Source organism: Cupriavidus basilensis (assembly GCF_029335485.1).
In the GTDB taxonomy this organism is placed as follows: domain Bacteria; phylum Pseudomonadota; class Gammaproteobacteria; order Burkholderiales; family Burkholderiaceae; genus Cupriavidus; species Cupriavidus basilensis_E.
The window spans coordinates 31,162-54,053 of the sequence record NZ_JARJLM010000315.1 but is presented as its reverse complement, the minus strand read 5'-3'; the positions used below and the strand labels follow the sequence as shown (position 1 = coordinate 54,053).

At 63.7% G+C, this 22,892-nt stretch carries 16 protein-coding genes; 11 read left to right on the top strand and 5 right to left on the bottom strand.

Annotation, left to right across the window (positions count from 1 at the left end):
* The 3 genes from P3W85_RS18545 to P3W85_RS18535 all read left to right on the top strand — a co-directional run.
* Positions 1-4,190: filamentous haemagglutinin family protein (locus P3W85_RS18545; protein ID WP_276265869.1), on the top strand; the 4,190-nt coding region annotated here is incomplete at its 5' end.
* Between the two features lie 92 nt (positions 4,191-4,282).
* A complete protein-coding gene (locus P3W85_RS18540; RefSeq protein WP_276265868.1) occupies positions 4,283-4,933 on the top strand; it encodes an RNA polymerase sigma factor in 651 nt (216 codons plus the stop codon).
* Between the two features lie 85 nt (positions 4,934-5,018).
* Positions 5,019-5,570 (top strand): hypothetical protein, encoded by a 552-nt coding sequence (locus tag P3W85_RS18535; RefSeq protein WP_276265867.1) that lies wholly within the window; start codon positions 5,019-5,021, stop codon positions 5,568-5,570.
* Positions 5,571-5,789: 219 nt separating this feature from the next.
* Here the strand turns inward: P3W85_RS18535 and P3W85_RS18530 are convergent, their stop codons facing one another.
* From P3W85_RS18530 to P3W85_RS18515, 4 genes are all read right to left on the bottom strand, one after another.
* Complete coding sequence (locus P3W85_RS18530; RefSeq protein ID WP_430869566.1) at positions 5,790-6,779, bottom strand: tripartite tricarboxylate transporter substrate binding protein; 990 nt, start codon at positions 6,777-6,779, stop codon at positions 5,790-5,792.
* 66 nt (positions 6,780-6,845) lie between these two features.
* On the bottom strand, positions 6,846-7,976 hold the full coding sequence (locus P3W85_RS18525) for an acyl-CoA dehydrogenase family protein (protein ID WP_276265866.1): 1,131 nt from the start codon (positions 7,974-7,976) through the stop codon (positions 6,846-6,848).
* A 10-nt stretch (positions 7,977-7,986) separates the two neighbouring features.
* Positions 7,987-9,183 carry an acyl-CoA dehydrogenase family protein gene (locus P3W85_RS18520; RefSeq protein ID WP_276265865.1) on the bottom strand — a complete coding sequence of 399 codons (1,197 nt, stop codon included), beginning with the start codon at positions 9,181-9,183 and terminating at the stop codon, positions 7,987-7,989.
* 125 nt (positions 9,184-9,308) lie between these two features.
* Complete coding sequence (locus P3W85_RS18515) at positions 9,309-10,037, bottom strand: SDR family oxidoreductase (protein WP_276265864.1); 729 nt, start codon at positions 10,035-10,037, stop codon at positions 9,309-9,311.
* A gap of 196 nt (positions 10,038-10,233) precedes the next feature.
* Here P3W85_RS18515 and P3W85_RS18510 point away from each other — a divergent pair, with 196 nt between their 5' ends.
* From P3W85_RS18510 to P3W85_RS18475, 8 genes are all read left to right on the top strand, one after another.
* Positions 10,234-11,799, top strand: coding sequence for a class I adenylate-forming enzyme family protein (locus tag P3W85_RS18510; protein WP_276265863.1), 1,566 nt, complete (start codon positions 10,234-10,236; stop codon positions 11,797-11,799).
* Positions 11,800-11,967: 168 nt separating this feature from the next.
* Positions 11,968-12,855: an IclR family transcriptional regulator gene (locus P3W85_RS18505; protein ID WP_346430272.1), complete on the top strand. Its 888-nt coding sequence runs from the start codon at positions 11,968-11,970 to the stop codon at positions 12,853-12,855.
* Between the two features lie 697 nt (positions 12,856-13,552).
* Complete coding sequence (locus P3W85_RS18500; protein WP_276265871.1) at positions 13,553-15,115, top strand: class I adenylate-forming enzyme family protein; 1,563 nt, start codon at positions 13,553-13,555, stop codon at positions 15,113-15,115.
* Positions 15,116-15,137: 22 nt separating this feature from the next.
* Positions 15,138-17,135 (top strand): AMP-binding protein, encoded by a 1,998-nt coding sequence (locus P3W85_RS18495; protein WP_276265862.1) that lies wholly within the window; start codon positions 15,138-15,140, stop codon positions 17,133-17,135.
* An 83-nt stretch (positions 17,136-17,218) separates the two neighbouring features.
* A complete protein-coding gene (locus tag P3W85_RS18490) occupies positions 17,219-17,860 on the top strand; it encodes a 2-hydroxychromene-2-carboxylate isomerase (protein WP_276265861.1) in 642 nt (213 codons plus the stop codon).
* Between the two features lie 191 nt (positions 17,861-18,051).
* Positions 18,052-19,032, top strand: coding sequence for an NAD(P)H-dependent flavin oxidoreductase (locus P3W85_RS18485; RefSeq protein ID WP_276265860.1), 981 nt, complete (start codon positions 18,052-18,054; stop codon positions 19,030-19,032).
* 573 nt (positions 19,033-19,605) lie between these two features.
* Complete coding sequence (locus P3W85_RS18480; RefSeq protein WP_276265859.1) at positions 19,606-20,286, top strand: SMI1/KNR4 family protein; 681 nt, start codon at positions 19,606-19,608, stop codon at positions 20,284-20,286.
* 171 nt (positions 20,287-20,457) lie between these two features.
* The gene (locus tag P3W85_RS18475) at positions 20,458-21,162 is read left to right on the top strand and encodes an alpha/beta fold hydrolase (RefSeq protein WP_276265858.1); all 705 of its coding nucleotides are present in this window, start codon (positions 20,458-20,460) and stop codon (positions 21,160-21,162) included.
* Between the two features lie 162 nt (positions 21,163-21,324).
* Here P3W85_RS18475 and P3W85_RS18470 read toward each other — a convergent pair whose 3' ends face one another.
* Complete coding sequence (locus tag P3W85_RS18470; RefSeq protein ID WP_276265857.1) at positions 21,325-22,380, bottom strand: porin; 1,056 nt, start codon at positions 22,378-22,380, stop codon at positions 21,325-21,327.
* Positions 22,381-22,892: the final 512 nt, after the last annotated feature.

Below are 22,892 nucleotides of genomic sequence, written 5' to 3'. Positions count from 1 at the left end.
CCCAGCGCCTCGGCGAGAACGCGGCCACGCTGAGCGGCGATTTCGCTGCGCTCAACACGATACTGACGACGGAGGGGTTCAGCGACAGCCGCGCCTTCGCGCTCAAGCAGGGCAACCTGGTCATCGGCGACGAACTCAAGGCGCACCATGTCGCGGTGTCCGTCGACGGTGGCAGCCTGACCGTCAGTGGCACGGTGGACGCCAGCGGCGGCAGTGCCGGCAGCATCCGCCTGGCCGCGCGCGCCGGCCTGACGGTCAACGGCAGGCTCGATGCCCACGGCGCGGTGCTGCGCACGGATAGCGACGGCGTCGCCATTGCCGCGGCCAACACGCCCGAAGTGGAACTGAGCGTTACCGAAGGTCGGCTCACGCTGGCGCCGGGCGCGGTCATCAATCTGCGCTCGGCCGACGCCACCGCGCGCGGCACGCTGACGCTGAACGCCCCGCGCCTGGGGACGACCGTCGCCAGCGCCACCGGCGCGGGCGCGCCGGCCAATGCCACCGGCGGCGACATCGCCATCGACGCTGGCGGAGCGCTGGACATTCGCGGCGCGAAGCGCATTGTACTGAACGGCTTCGCCGATTACGCCAATGCGCCTTACCAGGGCGGCAGCGCCGACACGCAGGTCGTCACCCAGGCTTTCCTCGACCTGATCGACCAGGACAGCCAGGCCTTCGTCAATGGAGCGCTCGCCAATGCCGGCCTGCAGACCCGGCTGGCCGGGTTGACGGCGCATGGCGGCGCCTTTCACCTGCGCCCCGGGGTTGCCATCGTCAGCGCCACGCCGGACGGCAACCTGACCGTCTCGGGCGACCTGGATCTGGCGGGTTACCGCTACGGCCCGCGCGCCGACCGCGATACCGCGTCGAGCAGTTACGGCGCGGGCGAGCCGATGGCGTTCGATCTGCGCGCCGGCGGCAACCTCACCGTCAATGGCAGCATTTCGGATGGTCACGGGCCAGGTCTGCCTGCCGTGCCTGTGTCCTATACCGGTGTCATATCCGAGGGAACGGATCCAGCAACTATCCCATCGCTCTATTTTGATACATGGGCCAACACTTACAATAACAGTTCGCCCATCTATCTGATGACGGATTGGACGGTTCCCGACACTTCCTTTTACCAAGCCTGGGGATGGTTGTTTGGCCTTACGCCTGGCGACACATTCCCCGCCGGCACAATGTTCGCGCGGGATGGATTCCTCTTTGAACCTGGGAATACATTGCCGGGCTTCGCTACGGGTAAGCAGGGAGGTACGCAAGCTGTTCCCGCGACGGCACCGACTATTCCGCAACTGGCACCCGGTTCGCTGTCCGCGTCGATCCGCCTGGCCGCCGGTGCCGACCTCGCCGCAGCCAATGCCAGGGCATTGCAGGCCCGCAGCGCCCTGGGCGGCGCGGGCAACATCCTGCTGAGCGACTACCACAGCTACGGCGTCGCGGATTGGTCGGGTGTGAAGCAGGTGCCCATCGCCAGCAGCATCCGCACCGGCACGGGCGACCTGGACCTGCTGGCCGGCGGCAACCTGTCGCAAGGCTCGATATACAACATTTCCACTCGCGGATGGGGCGATGCCGCGCCGGCCAGCCTGTTCGTCGATGTCCAGGGCACGCTCACCGGCTGGAGCTATGGCGGTAGCAGCAATTCGCCCGACAATTGGGTGAACCGCGGTACGCCCTCCTATGACGACGGCTTCACCGGCTTCGGCGCGCTGGGCGGCGGCAATGTCACCTTGCGCGTCGGCGGCGACGCGGGCAACCTGGCGCCGCGCAAGGACCTCTACCCGCTGTACCAGAACACGGCCCTGGTGGTGGGCGCCGCAGGCGGCGGCGACGTGCGCCTGAGTATCGGCGGGCGCCTGAACCCCAACACGGTCAGCGGGCCGGGGTATCCGGACGACGCCGACAACGGCGTGTTCACCAACTTGCGCGGAGACCTGCGCATCGATGCCGGCGCCATCGGTTCGGTGCCGCTGCGCTACGGCACGAAGGAACTCAACGACCCGCGCGCGCCCGATCCCACGCGGGCAGCCGGTTTCGGCGGCCCGGGCCAGCCGTTCGGCGGTGTCATCGTGGTCCCGGGCGATGGCGGCATCAGCCTGCGCACGCGCGCGGACCTCGTGCTCGGCGGCGTCGGCAAGGCCAAGGCGAGCGGCGCCTGGCGGTCCGATACCGCATTGGCGCTGTTCTCGGCCGGCGGCAACCTGGTGCCCTACAACGCGCTGGACACCACCTCGATGAAGACTGTGCCGGAAGACCGCGTCGTCAGCGGCTACGGCCTGCCCGCGCGCTTCTCGGCCACCGCAGCCAACGGCAGCATCTACTATTCCGGGACGCAGAACGAGAGCGTCGCGCTGTGGCTCGCGCCCTCGCCGCAGGGGCATCTGGAACTGCTCGCGCGGGATTCGATCTATGCGGCGGCGGGATACAACGCTGGGATCAGCTATATGCCGGCGCGCTTCATCGTCTCCGGCGCCGACGCCGACCCGGCCCTGTTCCCCGATCCGGCCCGGCTGCACGAGGGCGATGCCAATCCCATCCGTATCCATGCTGTCGACGGCGATCTGGTGAATGTGGCGCTGGGCCAGATCCTTGCCTACCAGCCTGTTTACCAGGGACCGATCACCAATGTGTATTTCGCGGCGAAGGCCGCCAACATCCGCGCCGGTCGCGACATCGTCAACTTCGGGCGGCTCGGGAGAAGCAGCAACTCGACGACGGTTGAGCCCAGCCTGATCCTCAACACCAACGATACGGACGTGTCGATCATTCAGGCCGGCCGCGACATGTATTTCACCAACGTCCAGATCGCTGGCCCTGGCACGCTGGAAGTGAGCGCAGGCCGCAACCTGTACCAGGGCGACAAGGGCAATATCACCAGCATCGGTCCGCTCGCGTCGGGCGACGAGCGGCCGGGCGCGTCGATCGTGACCTTGGCCGGCGTCGGCGCTAACGGCCCCGATTATGAGGCGCTCAAGCACTACCTGGACCCGTCCAACCTGCTGCCAGCGGGCACCCCGTTGGACGGCTCGGGCAAGGTCGCCCAGACCTACCAGGCCGAGTTGGCGGGCTGGCTGAAGGATCGCTACGGCTTTGTCGGCACGCCAGCCGAGGCGCTGGCGTACTTCAACGCGCTGGCGCCCGAGCAGCAAAACATCTTCCTGCGCCGGGTCTACTTCGCTGAACTCAAGGCGGGCGGGCGCGAATACAACGACCCGGCCAGCCGCCGCTACGGCAGCTACCTGCGCGGGCGCAACGCCATCGCCGCGCTGTTCCCGGAGAAGGATGGCCAGGGCAACGAGATCGTCCGCTCCGGCGACATCACGATGCTCGGCGGCTCCGGCGTGCGCACGCTGTTCGGCGGTGGCATCCAGATGCTGACGCCCGGCGGCAAGCAGGTGATCGGTGTTGAAGGGCAGGTGCCTCCGGCTTCGTCGGGTCTCGTGACGCAAGGCTCGGGCGACATCCAGTTGTACAGCCAAGGCAGCATCCTGCTGGGCCTGTCGCGCATCATGACCACCTTCGGCGGCGGCATCCTGGGCTGGTCGGCCGCAGGCGACATCAACGCCGGGCGAGGCGCCAAGACCACGGTGGTGTACACGCCGCCCAAGCGCGTGTACGACGCGTGGGGCAACGTCAAGCTGTCGTCGCAGGTGCCGGCCACCGGCGCGGGCATCGCCACGCTGAATCCGATTCCCGAAGTCGCGCCCGGCGACATCGACCTGATCGCGCCGCTGGGCACGATCGACGCTGGCGAGGCGGGCATCCGGGTGTCGGGCAACGTCAACCTGGCTGCCTTGCAGGTGGTGAACGCGGCCAACGTGCAGGTGCAGGGCAAGTCGACGGGTCTGCCGGTGGTTGCGGGCGTGAACGTCGGGGCGCTGACCAATGCCAGCGCGGCGGCGTCGCAGGCCGCGACGGCCGCGCAGGAGGCGATCTCGCGCGATCGGGCGGCGCAACGACAGAGCCTGCCTTCGATCTTCTCGGTGCGGGTGCTGGGCTTCGGCAACGAGCCGGTGGACGGCGGTGAAACGACACCATCGCCGTCTTCGCCAGGGCTTCACTCCAAAGGACGCCCCTATGACGCCGAGAGCCTGGTGCAGCTTGTCGGCGTAGGCAAGGAGCTCGACGCCAAGTACGTGGCGCGCATGAGCGCCGAACAACGGCGCCAACTGCTGCAGGCACAGTAGGTCGCCATGCCAGACGGCGTCTATTTCCTTCTCTCCGCAAGCGCGGGGAAAGGATGGGGGCCGCTTTGCCCTCAATCCAAGAGGAATCCGAAATGAACATGAGTGCCTATGGTCATCTCGAAGCCGTTGACGTGGCCGATACCCTGTCCGATGACAGCGTTCATCCCGTGCGGCTGCGAGAGTGCCTCGTCACCAACTACGAGAGTCTGCATCGCCTGTTGCGGCGCCACCTGGGCTGCCCCGAACAGGCCAGCGATAGCCTGCACGACGCCTGGCTGCGGCTAGGCGACACGGCCGTGTCAACGGCGATCCAGAACCCGGAAGCCTATATCTACCGGGTGGCCTGCAACCTCGCCACGGACCAACTGCGGCACCTTCGCCCGTGGCAGCACGCGAGCGACGCCGCACTCGACTACTTCGCCGACGACTCGCCCAGCCCGGATCGCATTGCCGAAGCGCGCTCCGACCTGGCGGCGGTGGATCGCGCCCTGGCGGGCCTACCCTGGCGCCACCATGCCGTGCTGATGAATCTGCGCCTGGAGGAGTTGACTCGCCAGGAAGTCGCGAGTCGCCACGGCATCTCGCTGCGGCACGTGGACACGCTGCTGCGCCAGGCGCTGGACTACTGCGCCGAGCAGACCAGGCAGCCGGTGATCGGCGGCGTGAGTACGCCCCGGCGCCGCTTGCGGCAGAAGTGGCGGACCAAGGCGACGGCGGCCTCTGCCACCAGGCATGCGGCTTGAGATAGGTGCATCACCATGCGTATGGAGCTGACTTGCACCGTAAGCATGATTTGAACCACAACCAGTTGCGAGATGGCGTCGCGAGGTGCTGCGTGAACTCAGCAGTTTCGAATTGCAGACGTTCTTCACATACAGCCACGCCGAACACGAATTGACCGGACGACGGCGCGGCCCAACGACGAAGCTGGGCCTGGCGCTGCACATCGGCTTAGCGGCGCAACTGGGCGCTGCCTGGATCGCTCATTCTTTCCGGGGGCAGACGACGGCTGCCGAGGGGATCGCCGCAGTGCTGCGCGACAGCGCCCGACGGCTCTCGGAAGACAACTACGAAGCGGGGTGTCCCGTCGCTATCGTCACGCTCGAGCGTGGATCACATTCACCGGATCTCACCAACGCCTGCGCAGCGGCGTTCGCGAGCTGGCGGCGGCAGCTTGCGCAGGCATTGGAGGAACGCGGGTTTGCGCCCGAACGCGCCAGCGGGATTGCTTTGACCGCGCTGGTCGTGCTGGAAGGTTGCCTCGTGGTCGGGCGTGCAACTGGGTCGACGGAAGCGTTCGAGCTTGGTCTGGCCACGCTGCTTGGACAACTCGGTGAAGAGGGGGAGGCTCGCCCCTTGTCCTCTGGACAGACCTCCTGAGTCGGCCCCAGCTGTCGACGTCGGTGGTCGACTATCGGATTTTCTGTCGTGCCTGCCGATCTCGGCTGTGCCAGCAGAGGCAATGAAGGCGTAGCCGGTGCGCACCTGACTTTGCCCAGCCTGGCCTCCTGGTAGGCCGTCCTCGCTGTGTCGACTGGCGCCCGATTTCTTGCCGTTGAGGAAACCCACCCGCCGCTCAAGGGAGGGCGGCGGTGGCGCTCAGCCGCTGTTCTTCTTGTACTGGATCAGGTCGAGGATCACCTTCTCGCGCGACATCGCGGCCGTTGCGTAGCGGCGATACTGATCCGGGCTCATGTACATTGGCTCCATATCGTATGGCTTCAGCACCTCTTTGAAGTTAGGCTCTTCCATCGCCTGCTTGAAGGCGGAATGCAGCTTCGAAAGGATTGCCGCCGGCGTACCTTTGGGCGCTGCAAGTCCCCAAGGGGAAGACTGGGCGAGATTGATGCCCGACTCCTTCAGCGTCGGCACATTGGGGAAACGCGGCATGCGATGTTCTCCCCAGACGGCCAGAAGCCGAAGCTTGCCACTCTCGACATATGGCTGCCATCCCGATGTTTCGGCCGCGGACTGGACATGCCCGCCCAGAAGTGCCTGAAGCGACTCGCTCGTGCCCTTATATGGCACATGATTCAATCGCACGTTGGCGACGCGCGAAATCTGCTCCATCGTCAGATGGTTGGTCGTCAGGGCGCCTGGCGTGCTGTACGTTAGCTCGCCAGGATGGGCTTTTGCGTAGGCAATATACTCGCCCATCGTTTTGATCGGGGATGATGCCGGTACCACGATGCCGAATACGTAGCCAGTCAGACCGATGATGTAGGCGAGTTCCGCGGGATTCCAGTTGATATCGGTGGTGTATGGCAGGCGAAATACGCCCTGGGGGATGACCGCGATCGTATAGCCGTCCGGCTTGGCCGACTGCAGCATCTGCGCAGGCAGAACGCCTGCCGCACCCGGCTTGTTCTCGATGACGATGGGCTGCCCCAGCGTCTTTGAGGCATTGGCCGCCAGCACTCGCATGGGGCCGTCGGTGGATCCGCCTGGCGGAAAGCCCAGTAGAATGCGGATCGGCCGGTCGGGATACTTTGCATCGCCCGCCTGGGCAAGCGCTGCGCCACAGACGCTACCGAGGGCTCCGCTCGCGAGCCCCATCGCGCCAACATGCAAGAATTGACGTCTCTTCACTGCAGTCTCCTTTTGTATTCTGATGTTTTGAACCAGTTGAACCAGTTGAACCTGTCGGTTCAGAGCTCAGCTTCGCGCCGCTAGCGATATGCCATAGGCCAGGCGCCGCAAATGTACCGCTGTGTTGCCCAGCGTTTGCTCGATGGCGGTAAGCCGCTTGAAATAGTGCGAGATCTTCATCTCTTCGGACATGCCCATCCCGCCATGGATCTGCACCGCCTGCTGGCCGACGAAGCGGGCGCTCATGCCGATCATCGCTTTTGTGGCGGCGCATTCCGACGTGCGCTGCGCGTCATTGGAAAGAAAAGCCAACGCTCGCCACAGCGAAGACTTCGCCTGTTCGGTATGTACAAGCATGTCCACCATCTTGTGCTGAAGGGCTTGAAAGCTACCGATGGCAACGCCGAACTGCCGTCTCGTGCGGGCATACTCGGCTGTGTCTCGCACGACTGATTCCATGATTCCGACCGCTTCTGCGCAGAGCGCAATGCGTGCCAGATCAAGTGCATACGCGACGTGAGCGAGCGTCAGGCTGCCATCGCCCAGCACGTCGGTCGCCGGTATGTGGACGTCGTCCAGGCCGTACTCCGATACCGCTGACCCGTCAATCGCTGGGTAGGAAATATGGGTTATGCCGACGGCGTCAACGGGGACAAGGAACAGCTTGTAGTTTTCCTCCGCGGTCGAACCCCGCTCTTTTCGGGCCAGAACAATCAGCACGTCGGCGAATCCCGCCAGGACACCTTTCTTCCTTCCCTGGAGGACGTAACCATCCTCATCCGAACGATAGGTCATTTCGATTCGCGACAGGTCGGAGGCGGTCTGCGCTTCTTCGAACGCCAGAGCAATGCGTTTGCTTCCGACTGCCAGTTGGGGAATCCACTGCGCCTTTTGTTCAGGGCTGCCAGCCCGTTCGAGCACAGCTCCCGCAAGCACAACCGTGGCGAGATAGGGCTCAGTGACGAGCGCTTTGCCAAATTCCTGCATGACAAGCGCCAAGTCCACGACACTACCGCCGCCGCCGCCGTACCGCGCGTCAAAAGGCAGGCCGAGCAAGCCTAGTTCTGCCAAACCTTGCCAGCGTTGGCCCTGCTCGGGACTACGCTGCGGGTGATCTTCAAACCGGTACTCGCGCTCAAGATAGCGAGCAACGGCGTCGACAAGAAGCCGCTGGTCTTCGGATAGATTGAAATCCATGTGGGCCGTCCTACAGATTGAGTTCCGCCTTCGCGAGGATGTTCTTCTGCACTTCCTCGGAGCCGCCGTAAATGGTGAGCTTGCGCAGATTGAGATAGTTGGCGACTTGTGGCGGTGCATCGTCGGGAAGCAGGCCGCCACTGGTCCATCCGATCTGTCGCGCTTCGGCCGGGTAAGCCAGTGCATCGACACCCAGGGCATCCAGGTGCAACTCCGACACTTGCTGGGCAAGCTGGCAACTACGGATCTTGAAAAGGGAGGCCTTCGTTCCGACGTCCCCACCTCTGTCCGCTTCAGACAGCGCGCGCAGCAACGTGTACTCGAGCGCGTCTACCTCGATACCAATCCGCGCCACCTTTTCACAGAATGAAATATCCTCGCTCAGAGGACCGCTTGGCCCAGGGCGTGAGGCGGCAGAATCGATCAGCAACTTTAGATTGCGCCTGATATAACCGATCATCCCTGTGCTGAAGCGCTCATGGCGCAGCAGATATTTGGCGCAGTCCCAGCCCTGATGCAGGCCGCCGACAAGATTCGATGCCGGCACGCGGACCGAATCAAGAAACACCTCGTTCACCTCATGCTTGCCGTCCAGCGTGATGATCGGACGTACAGTGATGCCTGGCGATTTCATGTCCATCAACAGGAACGAAATGCCGCGCTGTTTCCTGGCCTGCGGATCGGTTCTCACCAGGCAGAACATCATGTCGGCGTGCTGCGCGTAGGTAGTCCAGATCTTTTGACCGTTGACCACGAACTCATCACCATCACGCGTGGCGCTGGTAGACAGGCTGGCAAGGTCAGAACCGGCGCCGGGCTCGGAGTAGCCTTGGCACCACCAGTCGTCGCCGCTGAGGATGCGCGGCAGATAGCGGGCCTTCTGTTCGTCGGTGCCGAACGCAAGCAATACGGGCGCTACCATGCGAACGCCGAAGGCAATCGGCTCTGGTGCCCCGGCCAAGGCGGCCTCTTCCGTAAAAATGTAGCTCTGGACGGGAGTCCATCCGGTGCCTCCGTGCTCCACCGGCCAGTTCGGTGCACTCCATCCTTGCTCGGCAAGGCGCTTCGTCCAGCGAACGATTTCACTTTTCCCGAGCGGTCGGTTTTGGAGGGCTTTCCGTCGAATGTCTTCGGGAAGCGTTGCACGAATGAAGGCGCGTACTTCCTCGCGGAACGCCTGTTCCGCGGCACTGTAGGTCAGTTGCATGCTTGATTCCGAATGGCGGCCGCATGCCCTCGCAGCCGGGGAGAATCGGGCAAGCGGGGACAATGCAGGTAAGACGGAGCGGCGGCACAGTCGCCTCGCCGCGATGTCAGTTCACTGCGGTGCGATCACCATGCCTCGAGCCAGGGGCGCAGATCGAGCTCATGCGTCCACGCATCCTTGGGCTGTTGATGCAGCATCCAGTAGGCGTCGGCGATGTGGTCGGGGTTGAGAATGCCGTCTTGCTCTTTCAGCGCGTAACGCTCTGGGAAGGTCTCGCGAATGAACTCCGTGTCGATGGCGCCGTCGATGATGAGCTGAGCGACGTGAATGCCCTTGGGGCCGAGTTCCCTGGCCATCGATTGCGCGAGTGCGCGCAGCCCGTGCTTGGCACCCGCGAACGCTGCATAGCCTGCGCGACCGCGAATGCTCGCCGTCGCCCCGGTAAAGAAGATCGATCCGCGCTCCCGGGGCAACATCACCCTGGCAGCCTCTCGGCCCATCAGGAAACCGCCGAAGCAGGCCATCTCCCAGACCTTGTAATAGACGCGCGCGGTCGTTTCCAGGATATCGAAACGGACATTCGCACCGATGTTGAACACGGCAACTTCGATCGGTGCGATTTTCGATTCGATCTCCTGGAAGAGCGCAGTCACGTCTTCCTCTTTCCGTGCGTCGGAGGCGAATGCATGCGCCTCGCCACCCTCGGCTTCGATCTGCGCCACCAATGGCGCAAGTTTGTCCGCGTTACGTCGTGTCATGCAGGCGATATAGCCCTCGCGCGCAAATCGGCGCGCAATCGCGCTGCCGGTGGCGTCCCCAGCTCCGATGACGAGCACGGCCTTCTTCTTGGTCATAGTAGTCTCCTTCCCATGTTTTTTTGCGGAACATAAAACTGCACTGCGATCCAGTATGGGTTGCGTTTCGATGCAAGTCAACGCCAACTCCCGGTTTTCTGGTCAAATAGGCATCGCGATGCTGGAATTTTAGACTGCTAAACAGTATTATGGACTGCATTGCAGTCTAAATAATCTGTGGCAGGAGACGCTAGACATGAATGAGAAGCATGAGACGCTCAACTTTGCGTTCCGACGGATCCACGAAGTGATCGACCCGTGGGTCGAAGGCAATCCAACTGCGATAGCCCTGCGGGACAAGCGCTATCGGCTGACGTATGGGGAACTCGCCACGGCGACGCGGGATGCGGCAAACCAACTCCGCCAGCTTGGCGTGCGTCCCGGTGATCGAGTCATGCTGGTCGCGGAAAACTGTGCCGCGCTGGCCGTCCTGGTGCTGGCGGCGAGCGTATGCGATGCCTGGGCAGTCGTGGTCAATGCGCGCCTGTCACCCCGAGAAATTGACAATTTCATCGACCATTCTGGAGCGAGGCGCGTACTCTATGCCGCAGATGTCTCCCAGGATGCGCAAGCCCATGCGCAACGCGCGGGCGCCGTGGCATCTGCCTGGCCATATGTGGGTGAGTTAGCGGTGGGGCCGTTGAACGACGCTGCCGTGCCGGAGCCCGTCAGCCACAGTTCAAGAGATCAAGTGGCCGCGATGATCTACACGTCGGGTACTTCGGGTAGCCCGAAGGGAGTCATGCTGACGCACGCCAATCTGCTGCATATGGCCACGCTGTCCCGCCAGTTGCGCCAACTGAGCCCACTTGACACGGTCTACGGCATCCTGCCAATGGCACATGTGGTTGGCCTGTCTTCGCAACTGCTTGGTTCGCTCGCTTGCGGCTGCGTTCTGAGGCTCGAGGAGCGGTTCTCGCCGGAGGCACTGGTCTCAGCATTGCGCGAGGGCGGTCTGACCCTGCTCCTCGGCGTACCCGCCATGTACGCCAGGCTGCTCGACTGGTGTACACATACCGGCACGTCGCTCGCAGGACACGGCCTGCGCGTGATCGCTACGGCGGGCTCGCCTTTGACACCGGAACTAAAGCAGGCGGTCGAGTCTGCTTTTGATATGCCCCTGCAAAACGGCTATGGCCTGACTGAGATGTCGCCGACAGTCGCGCAGACTCCACTGGGCGTTTGGCGCAAGGATTGTTCCGTGGGACTGCCGGTGCCGAACGTGGAAATTCGCATTGCAGATGCTGCCGGCAATGATGTCGCTCAGGGGAGCGCTGGCGAATTGTGGGTGCGCGGGCCTAACATGATGAAAGGCTACTACCGCGACGAAAAGCTTACCCGTACGGTCATCAATGCGGAAGGGTGGCTCAATACGGGCGATATGGCGCGACAGGACAGCGACGGCGCCTTGTTCATCGTCGGCCGCACCAAGGAGCTCATCATCCGCTCCGGATTCAATGTGTACCCGGTCGAGGTTGAGCAGGTCTTGAACAGCCATCCGGCCATCGTGCAGTCGGCCGTCGTGGGGCGAGCCGTTGGCGGCAATGAGGAGGTGATCGCGTTTGTGGAGCTGGCGGCCGGCGTAGCGGTTGATCGTGATGAGCTTATCTCCTATTTGCGCAACCGCCTATCGCCCTACAAAGTGCCTGCGGAGATCCGAGCCATGGCACGACTGCCCGCCGCTCCTACCGGGAAACTCCTCAAGAGTGAGATTAAACAGCTCGCGGCAAAGGAAAAAGACGAGCGGCAAGCACTGCTGTGAGCACTTGCAGCCGGCTCGTGGGCGGGCCGCGGGGCAGCACCTTGGGATGTGTTACCTTGCTCGGTTGGATAGGGCGGTGCCGGCAGGCTGCTTCGAACGCGCAGGGGGAAGCGGTGCGGGTCGCCCTCAGCAAGTGTTTCGGTATTTCGTGGAAGGATAACCACCAGCATGACAAGGGCAAAGGAAGCGACTATCAACAAAACAATGCCTGCCAGCGAAAAGGAGATCGATGAGGAACTGCCAGTGGAGGAGGGGCAGGACAGGCATTTCGTCACCGCGCTTGCACGGGGGCTGGAGGTGCTGAGCTGTTTCCGGACGGGGGACAATTTTCTGGCCAACCACGAGATTGCCGAGCGCTGCGGACTGCCGAAATCCACTATCACGCGGCTGACCTATACGTTGACGAAGCTTGGTTACCTGCATCTGGTGCCTGAGAGCGGCAAGTACCGGCTTGGCACGGCGACTGGCGCACTAGGAAGTTCCATGCTGGCGAATTTGGATATTCGCCAGGTGGTTCGGCCGTATATGCAGTTGCTTGCCGCCGAAACCGGAGCCGTGGTTGCGCTCACCACGCGCGACCGGCTGTCCATGCTCTACCTCGAATGTTGTCGCAGCACGTCGATCGTAACGCTCAGTCTCGATGTCGGTTCTCGTATTCCGTTGAGTAGCAGCGCGGCGGGACGGGCACTACTCGCGGCGCTGCCGGCACGCGAGCGGTCAGAGCTGATGGAGCGTATCTGCGAGCTCGACGAGGGTACGTGGCCCATTCTTGAAAAAGGCATTATCGAGGCTGTCGAAGAGTACCGGGCAACGGGATGCGTGACCTCCGCCGGTAGCTGGGTCAAGGAGGTTCACGGCATTGCCGCGCCGTTCCTGCCGGGCCGTGGTTTGCCCATGATGGTCATCAGTGTGGCTGGCGCGGCCGGCTACTTCCCGGTCGCGAGGCTGCACGATGAGATTCGGCCCCGACTTCTCGAAACGGTCCGGGAAATCGAGCGCAGCCTCGGTCAAGGATTCGGAGAACCTGCGCTGCAGAGGTCGCCGGTCAGGGCATAGGTTTCGCAGTGGCAACGGAAGGGGGCCGTGCCCCTTCCGTTGCCTGCTGATTCCCCAGGCCGGAGCCAGGACATAGCCAAAGCCGGGCATCCACGTTGCTGCGGTGAAACCTCAAGCAGGAGCCGGCGCAGCCATCACCATGATGGCCTCCCGCCATCAGAACGGGCCGTGTCCCCGGTTCTGTAGTGGGCCCGCGCTCTCATTTCCCTGAACCTGGAACAAACCTCCGCGCCACTGTTGACGTTGGCGACCACGGTGGAGCTCCGTCGCGTCTTCGTCCCTGCGCGAATCGAAATTATAGACGTCGGCGCCGCAGCCCTTTCCCCTGGATTTGTGCCACGAGTTTCCCAGCCTTTGGCATTTCCGCACGTGAGGCGATCGCTGTGTCGCTCGCAGGCAAACCAGGCAGGAGTCGTGATCTCGATCGCAGCGCGGTGTCCGCATGTACGTAGCCCTACCTCTCTTCCCATATCACCGAATTGATCCGCATAGTGGAACATTGGCCCGCTATTGTCCGCGCTGAAAGCGACACTCATCCCGAATTTCACGCAAATTTCTCGGGTCATTGAGAAATTTGCGAGATCTCTACTTTGCGAGTAGAACCGTAGTGCAGTATATTAAACCGCATTACGGTTCTGGTTCGGCGGCAAAGCAAACGCGGCCTGGGATAGTCCACAAAAATAGAGGCGGGAGACATATGGAAACAGGTAGAACATCGATTGCGTCCTACAGGCGCATCCACCAAGTTATTGAGCCTTGGGTGTGCCGGCAGCCGGAGGCGTTGGCGCTGCAGGACAAGCGGGGCCGAGTGAGCTATGGGGAGTTGGCGGTGGCCATCGAGGACGGGGCGCAACGGCTGCGCCAGCTCGGTGTTCGTCCGGGCGACCGGGTCTTGATGGTCGCGGAGAACTGTGTGGCACTGGGTGTGCTGGTGCTGGCCGCCAGCGCGATGGATGCCTGGGCGGTGGTCGTCAACGCGCGCCTGTCACCGCGCGAGATCGACAACTTTATCGAGCACTCCGGCGCGCGCCGCGTCTTCTACACCAGCGAGATTTCCGCGGATGCGCTGATGCACGCCGGCCGCAATAGGAGCGTTGAGCAGTGCTGGCCCGCCCTCGGCAAGCTGGCCGTCGGGCCCCTGAACGAAGGCGCTCACGCGGAGCCAGCGAGCGAAGACCCGAAGGCGCAGGTGGCGGCCATGATCTATACCTCCGGAACGTCCGGCCACCCGAAGGGCGTCATGCTGACGCATGCCAACCTGCTCCATGTGGCAGAACTGGTCTGGGCGCTACGCCGTCTCGGTCCTCAGAACAAGGCCTATGGCGTGCTGCCGATGGCGCATGTGGTGGGACTCTCATCGCAGTTGGTGGGCTCGCTTGCATGTGGCTGCGCCCTGGTGCTCGAAGATCGTTATTCGGCGCCTGCGCTGGCCAAGGCCATGCGCGAGGAAGGCATCACCGTACTGATGGGCGTGCCGGCCATGTACGCCAAGTTGCTCGACTGGATGCGCAGCGCAGGCGGTAGCATCGGCCCACACGTCCTGCGCCTGGCGGGTGTTGCGGGGTCGCCGTTGACCCAGCAATTGAAACAGGACGTGGAAGCGGCGCTAGGCCTCACGCTGCATAACAACTACGGACTGACCGAGATGTCGCCAACGGTGTCGCAGACCTTGCTCCATGCGCCGCGCACGGACTGCTCTGTCGGCATGCCCGTGCCGGGGGTGGAGATTCGCATTGTCGATTCCGAGGGACAGCCGGTCGAGCCGGGCGCCGTGGGCGAGTTGCGAGTGCGGGGTCCCAATGTCATGAAGGGTTATTACTGCAATGAAGCACTGACCCGCGAGGCTGTCGACGCCGAGGGCTGGTTCAATACCTGCGACCTCGCCAGGCAGGAGCCAGACGGTGCCCTTTTCATCATGGGCCGCACCAAAGAGTTAATCATCCGCTCTGGCTTTAATGTCTACCCGGTGGAGGTCGAGCAGGTCCTGAACAGCCATCCGGACATTGTGCAGTCTGCCGTCGTGGGGCGGCAGGCGGACGGCAACGAAGAGGTCATCGCCTTCGTGGAAGCAGCCGCGAATGCCACGATCAGCCAGGATGCGCTGGAGCGATTTCTGCGGGAGCGGCTGTCTCCCTACAAGCTGCCAGCCGAAATCCATTTCCTGACCCAACTGCCGGTCGCGCCGACTGGAAAAGTCCTCAAGAACGCACTGAAGGAGAAGGCCGCCGTGCTGGGGGCAGGGCGCAGGGATCCGTCCTGAGCCAGCACGGCAGGAGAGCACAATGACACATCCTTCGATTCACGCCCGGAGCCGGCCCGACCGCACGGCTGCCGTGTTCATTCCAAGCCAGCGAACCCTGAGCTATGGGGAGCTGGAGTCGGGCGCCAATCAGGCCGCGCACTTGCTGCAGCAATGCGGCGTCACGTCCGGCGACGCTATCGTCTTCTGCATCGAGAATGCTCCGGCTTTCCTCTTCCTGGGCTGGGCCTGCCAGAGAATCGGCGTGAGGTACGTGCCGGCTTCGACAAAGCTGTCGGCGGACGACTTGGCATATATCGTGCGGGATGCCGGAGCCGCTGTCGTGGTGTTGTCGGCAACGGCCGAGAGTGCCGGCGCAGCGTCGGAGGTCGACTTTGCCGGCGCTTGCCTGTTTAGCCTCGGCAGCCGTATTGCCGGCTTCGATCCCTGGGAGGAACGGGTGGCGGCTTGCCCCAGCACGCTGCCGGAAAGCACGGCGCCTGGCAGGGAGATGATGTACTCCTCGGGCACGACAGGCCGGCCAAAGGGGGTGCGCAAGCCCATGCCGACAGGGCCTTTTGATGGGCCGGATTCGCGCAACTCATCCTGGCCCGGCCGGCCGGGGGTGGGGCGGGACATGGTGAGCCTGTGTACGGCGCCGCTCTACCACGCCGCGCCTCATCGCAATGTGGCCGCCACCTTAGCGATGGGCGGGACCTGCATCGTCATGGAGCGCTTCGATGCAGCGCTGGCACTAGATGCCATTTCGCGGTTCAAGGTGACACATAGCCAGTGGGTGCCAACCATGTTCCACCGCCTGCTGCGCCTGCCGGCCGGCGTGCGCCAGGCCCATGACCTGTCCAGCCACCAGGCGGCGCATCACGGCGCAGCGCCATGTCCCGTGCACGTGAAAGAGGCAATGATCGCATGGTGGGGTCCCATACTGTTCGAGTACTACGCGGGTACAGAAGGCATCGGCGCTTGCGCCATCAGCTCGGAGGAGTGGCTGAGCCACAAGGGCTCGGTGGGCCGCGCCACGGATGGGATCATCCATATCCTCGACGAGAATGAGCAGGAGCTGCCTTCCGGGCGAACAGGAACTGTCTTCTTTGAAGGCACGAGCACGTTCGCCTATTGGAAGGACGAGGACAAGACCGCCCGCTCACGAAGCCGGCAGGGCTGGTGGACCTACGGCGACATCGGACATGTCGACGAGGAGGGTTATCTTTATCTCAGCGACCGCCGCGACTTTGTTGTAATCTCGGGCGGCGTGAATATCTATCCGCAGGAGATCGAGGCCTTCCTGCTGCGCGACGAGAATGTACTGGACGCCGCAGTCTTCGGCATACCCGATGAAGAACTTGGCGAAGCGGTGCAGGCCATTGTGCAGGTGCGGGATTCCTCGTTGGTCACGGCGGCGGTGAGCGAAGCCCTACGCCAACAATGTCGCTTGCGGCTTGGCCCCATCAAGACGCCCAAGTCCATCCGGCTGGTGACGGACTTTCCCCGGCTGCCCACCGGCAAGCTGCAGAAGATGGCCTTGCGCGAGCAGTTCCTGAATGCACTGGCGCGGGAGCGTGCCGACCGTGATCGGGAGACGGCTTTCACGAGCGATGCCGTGGATGATCATTCAGCGCAATGGACAAGCGATTTCGGCGCCTTCGCCGCGACTTCCCCACTAGCGCAAGCATGCCTGTTGTCCGGCATGCGGCTGGCACCGGGACATGTCGCGCTGCGCGCCAAGTGGACAGAAGACGTCGAGCAGACCCTTGGCTTTGGTACTGGCTTGTTGTCCTTCCTGACCGAAGCTGCTATGCAATGGGCCGCCTTCTCCGCCTATGCGTCGAGCCATCTACTCGAATTGACGATGAGGCGGCTAGGGCCGCCTCGGGAAGGGTGGCTGATGGTGGAGGCACTCCTGGCCCCAAGCGCCGTGCCCGGTCGCGCGACGATGCTGGTCACCGTCACGCAGGAGGCAGATCGCCGCCCGCTGGCCACCGCATCGGGGGTCGTGCAGCATCCGAGCCCGCAACCCTGCTGAGCTTCCGTGCCGCCGCTCTATCCATCCGTTCTTCGCCGGACCCGTTTCACGAGATTCCATCAACAGACGTATCAGGAGACATCATGCGCGACACAAACGCAATCGCCCCCATCAAGGTCCAGTTCCAGTTCGACTTCGGCAGCCCGAATTCGTACTTCAGCCATAAAGTCATTCCAGGTATCGAAGCACGCCAGGGCGTCAGGTTCGAGTATGTGCCCGTATTGCTCGGAGGCCTTTTCCGGCTGACCGGGAACCGGTCCCCAGCGGAAGCATTTGCGGGTATCAAGAACAAGCCGGAGTTCGGCCGGCTGGAGATGCATCGCTTTGTCGCCAGGCACGCATTGCACGCTTACAGGCACAACCCGTTCTGGCCTGTCAACACGCTGCAGATCATGCGTGGGGCCGTCGCCGCCCAGAAGAACGGCACCTTTGTCGCTTACGTGGATGCGGTATTCGCACATATGTGGGAGCAGGGACTGAAGATGGACGACCCGCAGGTCATCGCTACCGCATTGGATGCGGCGGGCTTGGACGGCGTCGGCTTCCAGGCCCGCATTGAGGATCCCGAGGTCAAGCAGCAACTCATGGCGAACACTCAGGCGGCGTTCGAGCGCGGTGCGTTCGGCTCGCCCACGTTCTTTGTCGGCGACGAGATGTATTTCGGCAAGGACCAGTTGCGCGATGTGGAAGAGGAGATCCAGCGCAGCAAAGCGGAACGTCCCTGAGCGCAGGTTCGCGATATGCGCAGACGTGCCCGCGCAAGCGGAACGAAGCCCTGGCTACAAGCCCGGCGCATAGGGCATGCGCGTGGTGCTGCACGGGCCGCACTAGCGGCCGCTTCACCCGCGTTGCCCGCCCAGCGAGTTCGACTGCCCGGCTTGACTCCTGCCGGCGGATTTCACAAGAGGAACCATCAATGAAGACACGCATCACTGCACTGTTCGGCATCCAGCACCCCATCATCCAGGGCGGCATGCATTATGTCGGCCTGGCCGAGCTGGCGGCTGCGGTTTCCAATGCCGGCGGCCTTGGCATCATCACGGCCCTCACGCAGAAGACGCCGGCATTGCTGGCCCGGGAGATCGCGCGTTGCCGCGAACTGACCGACAAGCCATTCGGCGTGAACCTGACCTTCCTGCCGTCCTTGTCCGTGCCGCCCTATGCCGAGTACATCGCGGCGATCAAGGAGGGAGGGGTCCGGATCGTTGAGACCGCAGGGCGCAATCCCGACAAGTACATGCCGATCCTCAAAGCGGCGGGGATCAAGGTGATTCACAAGTGCACCTCGGTACGTCATGCATTGAAGGCCGAACAGATCGGCTGCGATGCTGTCAGCGTGGATGGATTCGAATGCGGCGGACACCCCGGCGAGGACGACCTCCCCAACATGATTCTGCTTCCGCGCGCGGCCGAGGAACTGAAGATCCCTTTCGTGGCTTCAGGAGGTATGGCGGATGCGCGCAGCCTCGTGGCTGCATTGGCGCTTGGGGCGGAGGGCATAAATATGGGCACTCGCTTCGTCGCGACCAAGGAAGCGCCAGTCCACGAAAATGTCAAGCAAGCGATCGTTGCCGCGTCTGAACTGGACACGCGGCTGGTGATGCGTGCCCTGCGCAATACCGAGCGTGTCTTGAACAATGCCGGCGTGGAACGGTTGATCGAGATCGAGCGGGAGAAAGGCCAGGACCTGCAGTTTGCCGATATCCAGGAACAAGTCGCGGGGGTCTACCCAAAGGTGATGGTCGAGGGAAAGCTGGACGCCGGTGCCTGGAGCTGCGGCATGGTGGCCGGCCTGATCAATGACATCCCGACTGTCAAGGAACTGATCGACCGAATCATGGCCGATGCCGAGGCGCTGATCGGCGGCCGGCTGACTGGCTACCTTGGGGAGGCTTAGCCAGCGTGAGCCGGCCTTGGAGACCGCGCCAGATCGGGGGCATGGCGCTGGGTTCATCTGCGTTGTTTCTTCGCAGTAGCCGAAGAACCGCACTTCGCCCGTGCCGCCGCCGAGCGCTTGCACGTAGAACGGTCGCCATCGCCGTGCGCTTTCCCGCCCGCTCGCATGCTTGCCATCGCGCTCGTTGGCCGAGCCGTTCGTGGGTGGGTTGAAGGTTTGGCCGTTGCTGGCCGGTACCCGCTCCATGCATCGTGGTCGTCGCGGCTTTGTGCCCGGGTTTTCTTTGCCGAGCCTATGGATACGGAACCTCGCAGTGGGATCAAGGGCGCGCCGTGCCAGCACAGGCGGTGCCCATCCATACAGCAGCGCCGCCATCCGCCGCGCTTCCCTCGTGGTGACATAACAGGTACCCTTCCTCGTCGAACACTGCCTGCGCCGGCGCTTCGTCGCGCCGCCGGTAGCTGCGCGCCGCAGGCGGCCCCCGGATGCGGGTTTCCTACCGCGCTCTCGGTTGCATCCGGGCGCATCCAAACGTCTGGCATTGGCCGGCAGCATCCCACGGAGAGAACACGGATGAACACTTTTTCAGCACTGGCGGACGCCGGCGGCATCGCCTTGCCGGCCACGCTGCGGCAACTGATCGATGCAGGCTGGACTGGCTACGGCGCCGACATCGAGGCCTGGCGCGCCGACTGGAAAGCCCGTACGCTGGCTGCGCAGCCGGTGCTTTCCTGCGTCTATGACCTCGAGTGGATCGACGCGAAGCAGGCCGGCGAGTTTATCGGCGAATGGCTCAATCCGGCCTTTCAGCACGGCCGGCGCTTCCTGCCGTTCGCGCAGACCGGGGCCGGCGATGCCTACTGCTTGACGCCGCTGGCCAACGGCGGCACCGGCGTGGCGCTGGTCTGGCACGACCGCGGCAGCAGCCGGATCGAAGCCGCCTCGTTTGATGCCTTCGTCTATGAAGCCCTGGTGCGCAGCGCGGCGGACTTCTCGCATCTGATCGATGACGATTTCAGCCCGGCCGAGGCGGTACAGTGCGTGGCGGCGAATATCGCGGCCCTGAAGGGGTATCTGCCCGAGGCGATGAAGGCCGGACTGGAATGCATGCTCGCCGATGCCTTGCCGGAACCCAACGAGAAAGAGGCGGTGATGATCGGCGAGGAGACGGCGCAGGCAGCGCTGGCCTTGCTGCCGGAGGTGGAAGACGCCGCGTTTGCGGTGGTGGCGCGGTGGGAGTGCGGGGAGCGGTGAGCGGTGAGGTGGTTGCACCGCGTTCACGCCTGGTTCCACACCTGGCACCTGGCCGAAGGCCGCCGCATCGGCCGGCGGCAATTCCAGCGCATGGGGCTGGCCTATGCGTAAATTGGGAGCGCCGCGCGCGCCATGTCAGAATGTGGGCATCTCCAGCATCCGAATGCAAGCATGACCGCACTGGTACTTCTTCCCGGCATGGACGGCACGGGCGATCTGTTTGCGCCCTTGCTGCTGGCGCTGCCGACCGACATCACGCCGCTGGTCATCCGCTATCCGCGTGATCGCGCGCTGGATTACGCCGCCCTCGAAATACTTGTGCGGCAGGCGCTGCCTGCCGGGGCACCCTTCGTACTGCTGGCCGAATCCTTCTCCGGCCCGCTGGGGGCCGCCATCGCTGCCCGCCCGCCCGAGGGCATGCGGGGCTTGATCCTGTGCGGCTCGTTCGTGCGCCCGCCACGCCCGCGTCTGGCTTTTACCCGTGCGCTGGCCGGCTGGCTGCCACCGGCGTTGCTTCCCCGCCCTTTGCTAAACCACGTTTTGCTGGGCGGGCACGCCACGCCGGCGCTACGCGCTGCATTGGGCGCAGCCGTGTCCAGCGTATCCGCTGCCGCCATGCAGGCCAGGCTCAAGGCCGTAATGGAGACGGACATGTCGGCGCGCTTTGCCGGCGTCCGGTTGCCGGTGCTGTACCTGCGCGGCCGCGACGACCGGGTCGTTCCGCGCAGTGCGTCGGAGACCGTCGCCGCGCTGGCGCCGAACACGCAGATCGTGGAGTTGCCCGCCCCGCATTGCATCCTGCAGGCCGTGCCGCGGGACGCGGCGCAGGCCATCGCGGCCTTTATGAAAGCGCTGGAGCCTGCCGCGCAGGCCTGAAGCCAGCGCGCACGTGCATCACAGCAATGTGTATCACACTCAAATCAGCGCCGCAGGCCATGCCGACGGGCGGATTCAGTCCCTCGTGAACGGCCGTCGCCGCGCTGCGAGGACGCTCGACGCTGTGGGCGGATTGGAATCACCGCCGCCGCGTCGCGGTGATCAGAAAATGTGTTTGATGCCCGCTACGACCCCGGTCTGTCCCAGGCCTGGCGCGGTTTTCAGGGAGCTTGCCACACCGAGGCTCGAGCGTCCCTTGTTGTCCATATAGGACGCATTGAGGTAGACATCCGTGCGCTTCGACAGGCTGTACACCGCCTGCAGCGTGTAGCTCATCGCATCGTCGTCCGATGCCCGTCGATCCGTGCGATAGATGCCGGCGTGTAGTGTCAGGGCGGGCTGGATCGCGTAGGCGCCGCCCAGCCAGTAGAGATTGGATCGGAATCCGGGACTGGTGAGCCCTCCCTGCAGGTGGCGATAGCCGGCGACGGCGGTGAACGGCCCGCTGGTGTAGATGAGGCCAGCGGCATAGCGGCGTTCAAGGTTTCCCGCGGTAGCTACCGATGTGCCCCGGCGCTGGTCATAGACCAAGGCCATGCCGAAATCGCCGGTGGTGTAATAGGCGCCGGCCCCCATCTCCTGGCCCACGCGCGGTGCGCCAGGGACTTCGCTGCCGGCGGCGATGGTCGCGTCGTAGCCGGTGCTGTACAGACCGCTTACCGTCAGGCCGCCGAACTTGCCGGTGTACTTGATGGCGTTGTCCGCCCTGCCGGCGAAGTGCGCATCGTGGGCAAGCAGGGAGTAGGGCTTATAGCGGCTCGGGTCCAGGGGAACGAAGAAGTCGAACAGGGTGTTGTTCTGGCGCCCGAGCGTGACCTGGCCCCAAGGTCCTGCAATACCGATGAACGCCTGCCGGCCAAACAGGCGCCCGCCCAGCGTGGTCGTGCCGGTGTCGACATGGAGGCCGCTCTCGAGCACGAAGATGCCGCGCAGCCCCCCGCCGAGATCCTCCGTGCCGCGCAGTCCCCAACGGGAACCCGCACTGTTTCCAGACGAGACGCGGTACATCGAACCGGCACCGTCCGAACCGGCATGGCTGACATACTCGACACCAGCATCGACCACCCCGTACAGCGTCACGTTGGTCTGCGCTTGCGCCCCAAAGCCCAGCAGACCGCCGACCCCCGCCGCGAACAAGCGCTTTGCCTTCCTTTTCATGATTTCCTCCATTCTCATTGTGTAAGGACTCCTACGCACCCAAGGAGCCATTCCTGATTGCAGGCCGGAACCGCTGGTGCACCGGCATGTGGGTTGTTCCCCTGTGGACTTGGCTCGGCTGCACGCCGCGCATCGGCGCGGCGCTCCTGGCGTGCGAGCCGCACGGCAGGAACTGGTCGTCCGCCGCGCGCTCTTCGTCGCTCAGGACGACGTCGCGATGGTGTGCAGGCGACATACCAGGCATTTTTCAGGAGCGTGACTATCCCCTCCCGGCGCCCGAGGCGTCTGGATTCAGTTGAGTTGTGTTGCGAATGAAGGTGGTGGTGAGCCGGGTTCGCTCAGGCCGGCTCGCGCGCCGGCTCAGGCTGCCATCGGGCACCTGCGACATCGCCTGCCGGTTCCGCGGGCGATTTAGTATTTATTCAATGAATTTCAGATTTAGGGCGTTAGTGGATACGGACTGTATTCACGAGCCTCAATGCAGGCAATCCAATAGCACGCAAAAACAGGGT